The 12,618-nt window shown below is 45.9% G+C and carries 10 protein-coding genes; 1 reads left to right on the top strand and 9 read right to left on the bottom strand.

The features are described from left to right. The first annotated feature begins 138 nt into the window (after positions 1–138). Complete coding sequence (gene xth, locus BLR32_RS24620) at positions 139–918, top strand: exodeoxyribonuclease III (RefSeq protein WP_089835589.1); 780 nt, start codon at positions 139–141, stop codon at positions 916–918. On the opposite strand, the gene BLR32_RS24615 is transcribed toward xth, so the two are convergent. From BLR32_RS24615 to arsB, 9 genes are all read right to left on the bottom strand, one after another. Beyond that, complete coding sequence (locus tag BLR32_RS24615) at positions 919–1,323, bottom strand: lipocalin family protein (RefSeq protein WP_089835587.1); 405 nt, start codon at positions 1,321–1,323, stop codon at positions 919–921. A 69-nt stretch (positions 1,324–1,392) separates the two neighbouring features. Beyond that, positions 1,393–4,659 carry an error-prone DNA polymerase gene (locus BLR32_RS24610; protein ID WP_089835585.1) on the bottom strand — a complete coding sequence of 1,089 codons (3,267 nt, stop codon included), beginning with the start codon at positions 4,657–4,659 and terminating at the stop codon, positions 1,393–1,395. Positions 4,660–4,674: 15 nt separating this feature from the next. Continuing rightward, positions 4,675–6,180 carry a Y-family DNA polymerase gene (locus tag BLR32_RS24605; RefSeq protein ID WP_089835583.1) on the bottom strand — a complete coding sequence of 502 codons (1,506 nt, stop codon included), beginning with the start codon at positions 6,178–6,180 and terminating at the stop codon, positions 4,675–4,677. Position 6,181: 1 nt separating this feature from the next. Further along, entirely contained in the window at positions 6,182–6,919 is a 738-nt protein-coding gene (locus BLR32_RS24600; RefSeq protein WP_089836093.1) for an ImuA family protein, read from the bottom strand. Positions 6,920–7,023: 104 nt separating this feature from the next. Next, complete coding sequence (locus BLR32_RS24595) at positions 7,024–7,821, bottom strand: helix-turn-helix domain-containing protein (protein WP_089835582.1); 798 nt, start codon at positions 7,819–7,821, stop codon at positions 7,024–7,026. Between the two features lie 64 nt (positions 7,822–7,885). After that, positions 7,886–8,722, bottom strand: coding sequence for an oxidoreductase (locus BLR32_RS24590; protein WP_089835580.1), 837 nt, complete (start codon positions 8,720–8,722; stop codon positions 7,886–7,888). A gap of 90 nt (positions 8,723–8,812) precedes the next feature. Continuing rightward, positions 8,813–10,810: a kojibiose hydrolase gene (locus BLR32_RS24585; RefSeq protein ID WP_245705515.1), complete on the bottom strand. Its 1,998-nt coding sequence runs from the start codon at positions 10,808–10,810 to the stop codon at positions 8,813–8,815. A gap of 282 nt (positions 10,811–11,092) precedes the next feature. Then, positions 11,093–11,506, bottom strand: a complete 414-nt coding sequence (locus BLR32_RS24580) for an arsenate reductase ArsC (protein ID WP_089835576.1) — start codon at positions 11,504–11,506, stop codon at positions 11,093–11,095. Between the two features lie 19 nt (positions 11,507–11,525). Next, positions 11,526–12,611, bottom strand: coding sequence for an ACR3 family arsenite efflux transporter (arsB, locus tag BLR32_RS24575; protein WP_089835574.1), 1,086 nt, complete (start codon positions 12,609–12,611; stop codon positions 11,526–11,528). Positions 12,612–12,618 lie beyond the last annotated feature (7 nt).

Genomic DNA, 12,618 nt, shown 5'->3' with positions numbered 1-12,618 from the left:
ATATTTTTAAAATTGCATACATATGCTAACTTCAGTAGGAAGGACCTGCCATAACAAAGTTCAGTCTGACGGTATGATCTTTCATAACCCTTATCTTCGCTGCGGAAGCAAATACGCAATTGAACCAAGACAATTATTATGAAGATAGCTACTTATAATGTCAATGGCGTCAACGGACGCTTACCTGTCTTACTCCGCTGGCTGGAAGAAAAACAGCCGGATGTTGTCTGTCTGCAGGAGCTGAAAGCTCCGCAGGAGAAATTTCCAGAAGCGGCTATAAAAGATGCTGGTTACAATGCCATCTGGCACGGACAGAAAAGCTGGAATGGGGTGGCGATTTTAAGCCGCAATGCACAGGTGGAAGAGGTGAGACGTGCACTGCCCGGCGATGAGGAGGATACCCATAGCCGGTATATAGAAGCTGTCATCAACGGCGACTTCCTGCTGGGATGTCTGTATCTGCCGAATGGTAATCCTGCACCAGGTCTCAAATTTGATTATAAGCTGAATTGGTTCAACCGCCTGATCGCCCACTCAAAAGAATTGCTGTCGAAAGATTTCCCGGTAATACTCACAGGCGATTATAACGTCATTCCCACAGAACAGGACGTTTATAAACCAGAACGCTGGGTCGACGATGCCCTCTTCAGGCCGGAAACGCGGGCAGCTTTCCAGGAGTTGATGTCACAGGGCTGGACAGATGCTATCCGCAAACTATACCCTGATCAAAAGATCTATACTTTCTGGGATTATTTCAGGAACGCCTACGGCCGTGATGCCGGTTTGCGTATTGACCACTTCCTGCTGAGTCCTCATTTCGATAAGCGCCTCAAAGCGGCAGGAGTTGACCGTGATGTGCGCGGCTGGGAAAAATCAAGCGATCATGCGCCTGTATGGATCGAAGTAACGGGAAAGTAACTATTTTTTAACTGGCAGCATATGTATCTCCAGCAGGACGCCTTCAGGGTCCTTATAGCCAACTACGAACTGCGCCTCGTTCAGTTTTATCACCTGGAACTGGGTCTGTTCCCTGGTCTGGTTATCAGTGATCGTTAACAGCTTTTTGCTGGGATCATATTGCCAGTTGCCAGTCTCTTTTTTCCCGTTTTCAATAGATAATACACGGTTGTCTTTGTAAAAGATCATTCTGTCTTCCTGCTGTTTGGAAGAAGGTGCCTGTTTTTTACCGCTCTCTCCATAAAACTGTAGCTTCCATTCCTTTGAGATCATATCAGCAAAAGTTGCAGGATCGTCATACTGGGCATAACTCTGTGTCATAATACCAGACAGCGAAACTAGCAACAGGGCAAAATACTTCTTCATTGATGGCGTTTTAACAAAAGATACCATTATATCTGCATATATCCTGCCAATTCGTAAAACGCTGCCAGACTACCTGAAATTCCTTGCGCCCGGAATCCTGATCTCCTGCGTATCTCCCTGAGTTTCTGCTGGTTTATCTTCAGTAAAGAGTAGGCCGTTCTCCATTTCCGCTGCTGACAAGGCCTCTGACATATTTTCTTCTTTTACCGCCGTCAGCTGATGCAATAACTTCGTTAAGTTATAGCAACGCTTTACAATAACATGAATCACTTCTCCTTCACGTTGCACTTTCCCTTCTACCATCAGCAGTTTGGATTGCAGGATCTCTTTCCTGAATTGCTGGTAGAGTTTCTGAAACACTACCAGGTTAGCGCAGCCTGTCTCATCCTCAATAGTAATAAAGCAAATACCACTGGCTGTTCCCGGGCGTTGCCGCACCAGTATAAGACCTGCTACCCTAACCGGCATGCCGTCAGTCATACTCTCCAGCTCACTGACGGACCTGATATGCAGCATGCTGAGTTTCTCCCTGACAAAGCTTACAGGATGTGCCTTTAAAGACAAGGACAATGCACTATAATCATGTACCACATGTTCTGAATCTGTCATCTTCGGAAGATTTACCGGCTTTTCAACCGCACTTTCTGATGGGCTGCCGGTAAACATACCGATAGGACGGTCACCAAGGGCAGATATTTCCCATAAAGCTTGCCGCCGGTCTAATCCTAAAGACCTGAAAGCATCAGCATCAGCCAGTTTTTCAAGGGCAGTCTGCGACACACCAGCCTCCCGGATAGACAGTATATTGGTAAAGGGGGCTTTCCTGGCGGATATGAGCATTTTAACTTCATCTTCCTGTAAGCTTCTTACCTGGCGGAATCCCAGCCGTAAAGCGCAACATTTTATACTCTTTTTCTTATCTGTTGATTGCTCTAATATCTTTGATGATTCTATTTCCTCTAAAGTATTATCCCAGTTAGAGAGATTAACATCCACCGGCCTGACTTCCACATTATGTTTACGGGCATCACTTACAATCTGCGCTGGTTGATAAAATCCCATAGGCATGCTATTCAGTAGTGCACAGGCAAATACATCAGGATAGAAACACTTAAGATAAGAGGATACATACACCAACAACGCAAAACTCGCGGCATGACTCTCCGGGAATCCATAACTACCAAAACCCTCCAGCTGTTTGAAAATACGACGCGCAAATTCTTCATCGTATCCCTTCTTTTTCATGCCCTCTATCAGCTTCTTTTCGAATTTGCTGACAATTCCCTTTGCCTTGAATGTAGCCATACTACGACGCAATTCATCAGCTTCAGCCGCCGAAAAATCTGCTGCTACCATAGCGATCTGCATGGCCTGTTCCTGGAAGAGAGGAACACCCATTGTTTTGCTCAGTATCCCTTTCAATTCTTCTGAAGGATAATCCGGATCTTCTTCTCCATTGCGCCTGCGCAGATAAGGATGCACCATGCCTCCTTGTATAGGCCCTGGCCGCACTATCGCTACTTCAATGACCAGATCATAGAATCTTTCAGGTCTTAACCGTGGCAACATAGACTGCTGCGCACGACTTTCAATCTGAAACACACCAATAGTATCCGCACGACTGATCATTTTATATACTTCAGGATCTTCCTGCGGTATGTTAGCCAATGTGAAATCTTCATTATGATGCGCTTTCGCAAGATCAAATGCTTTCCTGATACAGGTCAGCATTCCCAGCGCAAGCACATCTATCTTAAGAAATCCAAGTGCATCAATATCATCCTTATTCCACTCAATACAGGTCCTGTTCTCCATACGCGCATTCAGAATAGGACATAGGTCGGAAAGCTTATCGGCCGTAATAACAAAGCCTCCGGTATGTTGCCCCAGCTGCCGGGGAAAGCCTACCATCTGTTCTGTCAGTTCCATGACCTTCTTAAGATGCGGATCATTCGTATCTAATCCCTGTTCTGCAACACGCTGTGCACTAAATTCTTCATCCGAATGATGCCAGATAGAGGAAGATAAGCGGTTGATCGTATCTACGGATAATCCCATCGCTTTTCCCACGTCCCTGATAGCTCCTTTGTGATGTTGTTGAGTGACGGTAGCAACGATAGCCGCCCGGTCACGACCGTACTTGTTATAGATATATTGCATGACTTCCTCCCTGCGTTCATGCTCAAAGTCAACATCAATATCAGGCGGTTCATTACGCGCGGAAGAAATGAACCGTTCAAACAAGAGATCTATTTGTGTTGGATCTACTGAAGTGATACCAAGACAATAACAAACAGTGGAATTAGCCGCAGAACCGCGTCCCTGACAAAGAATATCTTGCTTCCGTGCAAAACGCACAATATCATGCACCGTCAGGAAATAAGAAGCATAATTCATCTCGGCTATAAACGTCAGTTCATGATGAATAGCAGCTGAGATCTTCTCGGGTATCTCATCACCATAACGCTCCCTGGCGCCTTTCCACGCAAGATGTGTAAGCTCTTCCTGTGGCGTACGTCCTTCTTCCGTAAGTTCCTGTGGATAGACGTATTGCAGACTGTCAAGCGAGAACTGACAGGCCTGCGCAATTTCCTGGGTATTTTTGACTGCATCAGGATACTGACGGAACAGGCGGTGCATTTCAGGAATGGGTTTCACATATCTTTCCGCATTGGGGTGCAGCCGGAACCCTGCATTGGAGATCGTACATTTTTCACGCACACAGGTCAGTATATCCTGCAACTGTCGACGTTCAGCATGATGATAATGTACATCATTGGTGGCCACCAGCGGAATATGAAAGCTTGAAGATAACTGCGAAAGCTGGTATAGTTTCTTCTGATCATCTCCCAGATAGGAACGCGTCGTTGCCAGATAAACCTGATTACCTAAATGCTTACTGTATTCTTTCAATGCTTCTTTAAAGGGAGGAGCAAAATCGAAAGAGGTTGTTAGTTGTTCCGGCGGAACAATAATGAATTTCATCCCTTCCGCATGCTCATACACGTCTTTCTTGTACAGATGACAATCACCCTTTTCTGCACGCAGGTTTCCTGTTGTCAATAGTCTGCAAAGCCTGCTATATGCAGCTTTATCAGTAGGATAGGCCAGCAGGCTGGGACCATCCATCAGATCGAGCCGGCATCCGACAATGATACGCATGTTCTTCTTTTTAGCAGCAACATGCGCACGCACAATACCGGCCAGCGTATTCCTGTCAGTAATAGCAATCTCCTTATACCCGTAATCCGCTGCCTGCTCTACCAGCTCCTCCGGATGAGAGGCGCCCCGTAGGAAGCTGAAATTACTTGTTACCTGCAGATCAATATAGCCCATATACCATCACTTTAGCTATGCAAAAAAGCCATGAATAAACCATTGGGATTGATTCCCCGAATAATGTCCCGATCTGAACAACCAGTACCGTTGTCCTTCCGTATCTTCCACCGTATAATAATCTCTGTGTTCTCCTCCATCCATATCCAGCCACCATTCCCGTTCTATCCGCTCCGGCCCGTCTGCTTTCCTGATCTCGTGCAGTTTGCCTTTATAGCGGAATAGCATCGGGGGATAATCTGGTATCGGCGCCGTCACTTCAATTGCCTCAGGTTTAGACAACAATTGCACCGGTCTTGGCTTATCTGTACGCCATACCGTAGCCGGTTTTTCTTCAAGAGAAGTGGCTTGCTTTATAGACCGTTCAGGCCAGTAATGCTCAGCCGGCAGATAACGGCGGATACTGTCTTCCCCGATCTTACCCGCCAGTCTGTCCAACAGTTCTGAAACCGCCGGCGCTTTTAAACCAGGATTACCGATCCACAATGCCTCCTGTAGCGATGCTACGTCTTCCACCTTTGACGCTTCCAGTGTAAACAGCTCAATACCTAGCGCCGGTTCTATCGTTGGTATTTTCAGCTCAAATAGCCGGAAAAGATGCTCCGGTTGATGTGACGCGCGACTGGTACCGATCTCTGTCTGTACCATCCTGTTATCTACACGATACCCTTTAAGGATAGCCGTACGCAGCCCTTTTCCTTCTTTCTGTAAACGGAGACAGAGTTGCTCTAACAGTACCTTTAGCGCTATTTCAATACCCGTAGCTGTGCGGATCGGTTCAAGACAAGGCAACCGTTCTTCATAGGGCGGTATCGGATGTAGCGGCTCAATAGCCTCTGTTTCATATCCCAGTGCCTGGCCAAGCCGTATTAACAATTGCTGCCCAAAACGCCTGCGTAACACAGACCCCGGCATATTCATGAAACTACCAATCTGGTACAATCCCAGTTTCTGCAAACGGGCAAGTACATCTTCTTCAAGCCGTAAAGCCGCTGGGGGCAACCGCATTATTGCGTCCGCCTGTTCTCCGTTGTTTATAATAGGGGTAATTTTCCCGTAACGGGACACCGCCCAGGCTGTTCCAATGGTATCAGCCATAGCGCCGCGCACATCATAACCAATGGCACGGAGTTTTGTAATGAGTTCTTTCAGATAGGGCCGTTCTCCTCCCCAGAGATGTGTACAGCCGCTTACATCCAGTATCAGGCCATCCGGCAGGTCTATTCCTACCACAGGCGTATAACGGATACACCATTCGCCCAATGCTTTCAATAACTGAGTCCCTCGTTCCGGTTCATCATCAAATGCCTGCAGGGAAGAAACAATGGCTTTGGCATCTGCCAGTGACATGGAAGTCCTGATTCCTTGCGCCTCTGCCGCCGGACTGGCCGACGTGATGATCATTCTGCCATGAACAGGAGTGGTCAGCACAAAGGGCATATCCTGCAACCCCGGTTGCCTGCGCACATGCCAGTCAGTCAGCAGATGACGGAACCATATCGACATAAAACGCTTAGACATATCACCCCACCTTTAATTGCTGCTCCTGTATGATAGCAGTAGTAGCATTGCCTGGAATAACTACACATTTCCCTTCTGCCCATTCCATCTTCCAGGCGCCGGGACGCCCATTGCGTACCTTTAACAGTTCCACATGCCAGCGGGGATAACCCACTCCCGGCATCCCATCTTCCAGTTCGCTGGGTAATGAAGTGATCTTCCACCGCGTTACACATGCCGTAGTACTGGCCGCTCTGGCAGACGTGCGGAGAATAAAACCAGTCACCTTGCTTTGTTCCACCACCAGCTGCAAACGCCGTGATTGTGTAAAGCTGATCTCCGGTATTTCAGCAATCACAGCTGCAATACCCGGGCATTTAAGCGCTTCCTCCAATGCCCAGAGCGCATCTTTTATCCGTTGCAGATCTATGAAAATAACCCTGTCGGGCTCTATACCAAATGTCTTAAGAGAAGGAGGGAAGAGCGTCCTGGCTACGCTTATCCAGATGCAGGCGCCTCCGCGTTGCATCAGATTGCCAGCCAGGACGCTCACAAAACCAGTAGTGGCAGCAGCATGCTCCCTGAAGGCACAGAGAAATTCATGCACAGCGCCTGTTGGGAAAATAGCATTCGGAAAAGCAGTGTTCACAGGCCCCAGGTCTATATCCGGTATCGTATCGGTAAGCTTTGACCTGAACCCTTGTATGCGAAGGATATCTTGCTGCAATTGTGAAATAATATCTGCTTTTACTGCTGGCATACCTGACTGCTGATTGAATACGAACAACTAATTTGTTTAGCAATATTACTAATAATATTAGTATTTCGGCAAGTGTTTTTTTACACTTTCAGCAGTACAGTGACTTAAACCCTGCTGGGCGCCACTCCATACATTTTCTTGAATGCGAAGGAGAAGTGGGAGAGATCTTCGAATCCTACATCAATATACACATCAGACGGGGCCTCGCCTTTTTCTTTGATCCGATAGTGCGCTTCCTGTAACCTCTTCTGCTGCAGCCATTTACCAGGAGTTGCATTGAATGTTTTTTCGAAATCCCGCTTGAAAGTCGATAAACTCCTCCCTGTTAAATAAGCAAACCTGTCGAGTGGCACATTAAAATGAAAATTCCTGTTCATAAAGGCTTCCAGGTCAATCTTCCCGGGTTCTGTCAGATCAAACAGTATGTCTTTTAACGCCGGATTAGTTTGCAGCAGCACAGCCACCGCTTCTTTCACCTTCAATGACAACAGCACTTCATTGTTACCATGCATCAGGGCGTCATAAGGCTGCAGGGAATCCATATAACTCTTCAAAAGAGGATGGGGGTGTAACAATATGACCGGCTGTGTTTGCAGATGTTTCTCAGAAGTATACCCATACTCAATACCAAAGTTCCTGAGCGTCTGCTGATCAAGGAAAACAGAGATGTTTTTATATTCACCATTTGCCGGCGGCTGTTTGGTGAATTTTATAAGGCTGTTTCTTCTGGTTAATCTGAAAGCACCTTCCTGGAAGGGATACTGTTTTTCCCCATCCGACATAGTAAGTGTACCAGCTATCTGGTAACTGAACACATGCTCGGGAACAAATTGCTCACCTTCTCTCGTCTGGTTATAATAGCAGGAATAAGTGATCTGTTTCAATGATTTTTGCTCATTCATATATCATAAACATGATAGTATAGCTGCCGGGAAAGCAGCTATACATGATAATCAAAACTAGGAATTATTTAGCATTGTCCTCATCAGTTGATTCACTTACTGAAAGCCATTTTTCCAGCTCTTCCCGTCTTACCGCATCTGCCTGTTTCAACAGCGAAGTAGCATCACTGCCTAATACAAGATGTACAGGTGGTTCCGGATGATCTGCCAGCTCTACCAGCACTTTCGCAGCTTTAGCTGGGTTGCCTTTAGGGATGAATTGATTGTTCTTAAAGATCTCGCTTCTGCTGTCAACAGTCGATTCATAACCCTCTACCTGCGGAGCATAACTCATGGAATCACCTCCCCAGTCCGTACGGAATCCGCCTGGTTCAACAGAAGTGACCTTTATACCCAACGGCGCCACTTCTTTCGCCAGTGCCTCACTAAATCCGGATAACCCCCACTTGGCACTCTGGTAGATGCTTAATCCCATACTGGTGATACGTCCACCTATAGAACTCACCTGCAATATCCTGCCAGAACGCTGTTTCCTCATGTATGGCAATACGGCCCTTGTAATTTCCACAGGCGCATACAGATTGGTCTCAAACTGACTGCGCACCTGCTCATCTGTGAAGGCTTCTGCAGCCCCCATAATGCCAAAGCCAGCATTATTCACCAGTACATCAATCCTGCCAAAATGCGCAATCGTATCTTCTATCGCCTTATATACCTGCTTATAATCTGTTACATCCAGCTGAACAGGCAAAATATTGTCGCCATATTGTGCTACCAGGTCATTCAGCTGCGCAGGATTTCTTGCAGTAGCTGCTACCAGGTCTCCTTTTGCCAGTACGGCAGCGGTCAGACTTCTTCCCAATCCCCTTGAACTGCCTGTAATAAACCAAACTCTAGTCATAATTTTAAGTTTTAACGTTACTCAAAATTACAGACTCCTGTTCTGCACAGGTTTGTTACAAAGTTCAATTTAGTTTGTTATAAAGTTCAATTACTTTTTGATAAGATAGGTTTTCTTATCAGGCCCAACGCCTGTTATCGTCAGACTTTTCCAGCCCTCAGGCAAAACGGATTTCACCTGCTTTATCCCCTGAGATGTAATATCAAGTCCGCCAAAGCCCATCATTACACATTGCAGTATACCACCTGCCCCTGTGGCGAAATATGGATTGGTACCGCCCTTGGTTTCTGCAATCACCCTGAAAGGCGGATTCAGATTTGGCTCATAAGAATCTTTGAAGAAGTGAGTGGCTTTGCCTGCATCCCCTAATCTCGCATACAACAATGCAAAAATGGCCTGTGTCATGGCAGGTGTACCTTCATTGGGGACACGCGTGGCGTAATAATCAAGATCCTTTTTTATCTGGGAGGCATCTGTAATTTCTTTTAAAGGATAGGCCAGCAGGTTCACATCCGCCTGTTTTATACCTTCTCCCTTATACGTTGCATGCTCTTGAGTGACACCATTATCAAGCTTTAAAATGGGTATATTATCGGCAACGTTTTTCCAGTCAGCATCAGGTGTAATACCTAACAGTTTCGCCGCCTCAATAGCAGCATACAGATTCGCTTTTGCAGCAGCATTGGTGAAAGCGTTATTGTCAACATTCTCTGCCCATTCATCTGCAGCCACTACGTTTTTGATATCATATTTTCCAGGGCCATTACGCTCAACACGACTCGCCCAGAAATCTGCCGTTGCTGACAGTATCGGCCAGCCTTTTTCTTTCAGCCATTCTTTGTCCTGCGTTACGTTGTAATAATGATATGCAGCCATCGCTACATCAGCAGTGATATGATGTTCAAACGGACCACTTAGCGCCCATACAGGTGTTTCTTCCACACCGCTTTCCGCACTTTCCCATGGGAACATAGCGCCTTTAAAGCCATGCGAAAATGCATTACGCTTAGCAGCATCAAGCCTTTTATAACGATACTCCACCATATTCTTTGCCAGCTCCGGATGAAGCATTAGCAAGGCCGGGTACATCCACAGATCGGCATCCCAGAAAACGTGACCATTGTAACCGAGGCCAGACAATCCCATGGGCGATAAAGAATATCCCGTACCCTCTCTGCTGAATGCATACAAATGATATAGCATGCTATGTACATCCTGTTGCACCTGCGCATCACCATCAATAACAATATCGCTCTTCCATAAATCATCCCAGGCCTTGTTGTGAAAGCTGATCAACCTTTCCCGACCTTCCAGCTTGGCATAGAGTGTCATGCGTTCAGCTTCATTCAGGGGATCATCATGCTGCGCAGATGTAATGGAAGAACCGGCAATGGAATAACGATACGTTTCACCCGCCTTAATGGTGCGTGTAAATTTCATCAGATGCATGTTGTTGTCCCACATCTCATGAATGACCTTAGGTTCCTTACCATGCGGCTCCGCAAATAAAAAAGTATTGGAAGCACACATGAGCAATTTACCGGTAGGACTTTTTGCTGAAGAAGTAAGCAGGGATATCGTTACATGTGGTCTGTCTATTTCATTGTAGTAATTTTGAACGTCACGAAGCGCGTCCGGTGCTTCCATCACACTCGCGCCGGTAATAGTGATATCTTTTTTAGCCCTTATCTCCACATCCATCAGCACGGTAAAAGGCAGATGGCGTAAGGCGTAGTAGGTTGTTGTGACAGCAGCTTTATCTGTATAATCAAATGATGTGCTGAAGCCTCCGTGCTGCATATCGAGCGACTGCCGAAAGTTGCTTGCCGATGTCGCATCCACTCTTTTGCCATCCACTTCAAGATACATATTCAGCAGGTTGAAGCTCTTCAGGAAGTTACTGACCCTGCCACGGCCATAAAGGTCATAAGCGCCTGCAAGTACCACATCCTTCACCTTGAAAGGTTCAGGTGAAGATACAATGCCAATCATCCCATTGGCAGCAGTGATGCCATAATAATTGGACGCATCAATCTTTTCAGCATTGATCTTCCATTTATCCTGTCCGGAAGAAACTTTATATAGCAAAAGAAGGCAAATAGCAAGCACGTAGCGGTAATACATCATTGATATTTATTGATGAAATAAATAGTATGTCCGGATAGTTTTGCTACAGATGAATAACATAATATACGCTCGTCGGTAGCGTACCTAATATACGGTTTTCTATTCTTTGATTATAAAGTCATTTATTGCTCCCGCCCCGGTATAAATGAAGAAGTGGCGCCCCGTTAAAGAGCACCACTTCATTTACTATCTTTTTAGCGTCATGTCCGGTTCCCGATCAATGTGGAAGAGGGCGGATAATGCCTAAAGATTATTCTCAACAAATTGTCTGGAGTACGCTTTAATCTGTTCACGGACGTTACGGAATGATTCCATGATCTGATCCGGAGTTCCTGTTGCCTTCGCCGGGTCCGGAAAGTTCTCATGAAACTTTACTGCGGATGATGGGAAAACAGGGCAGCGTTCTTTCGCATTATCACACACGGTAATTACATAGTCGAAATCGATATCTCTATACTCGTTAACATTGTTGGAAGTATGACCGGAAATATCAATGCCGTCTTCCGCCATAATAGCCACTGCTTTAGGATTTACGCCATGTGTTTCAACACCTGCACTGTAAACTATGGCTTTGTCTCCCGCAAAGTGTTTTAAATATCCTTCTGCCAGTTGGCTGCGGCAGCTATTGCCGGTACAGAGCACGAGTATTTTTTTCATGAAGATTGTATTTGAATGATTAAACAACTATGTTTTGAACTTCCGCGCTATACCATTTTTTGCGCAGCCAGAATGCAAGATTTACAAGGGCGATAAGAGCAGGTACTTCTACCAGTGGTCCTATTACGCCTGCAAATGCCTGCCCGGAATTGATACCAAATACGCCGATCGCCACCGCAATAGCCAGTTCGAAATTGTTGCCGGTAGCAGTAAAGGCAATAGCAGTATTTCTCGAATAATCTGCTCCCAATGTCTTGCCAATAAAAAAGCTCAGCAGGAACATAATGGAAAAATAGATGATCAGTGGAATAGCAATACGCACTACATCCAGCGGAATGCGTACAATCAGGTCACCCTTGAGACTGAACATAACAACAATGGTAAACAATAATGCGATGAGCGTAACAGGAGAGATGAGAGGAATGAATTTCTGCGTATACCACTCTTTCCCTTTGATCTTTATCAGGCTATATCTGCTGATAATACCGGCTGCAAATGGTACTCCCAGATAGATCATTACACTGCGGGCAATATCGCCGATACTGATATCAATATTCAGTCCTTTCAATCCGAATAAAGGCGGTAATACGGTGATAAACACATACGCATATACACTGTAAAGCGCTACCTGGAAGATGCTGTTAAGCGCTACCAGGCCTGCAGCATATTCACGGCTGCCTTCCGCAAGTTCATTCCATACAATAACCATCGCAATACAACGGGCAAGGCCGATCAGGATCAATCCCGTCATATATTCGGGATACCCGTTCAGAAAAAGAATAGCCAATAAGAACATTAGTATTGGGCCGATTATCCAGTTCAGCAGGAGGGAGGCTCCCAGGATTTTTGTATGCCGGAATACCTGTCCCATTTGCTCATAGTGCACTTTAGCAAGCGGAGGGTACATCATCAGTATCAGTCCTGTGGCAAGCGGAATATTGGTGGTTCCACTGGACATCTGATTAATGTAGGAAGGAAAAGCAGGCAGGAAATATCCTGTGGCTACTCCAATAGCCATTGCTATGAAGATCCATAGCGTTAGGTACCTGTCCAGGAAACTTAATTGTTTTCTGTTGTGTGCAGGTGTACAGTTATTAGCGGACATATTTATT

Source organism: Chitinophaga filiformis (genome assembly GCF_900102545.1).
Classification (GTDB): domain Bacteria; phylum Bacteroidota; class Bacteroidia; order Chitinophagales; family Chitinophagaceae; genus Chitinophaga; species Chitinophaga filiformis.
Note: the sequence above shows the minus strand (reverse complement) of the source record. Positions and strands in the feature narration are given on the sequence as shown.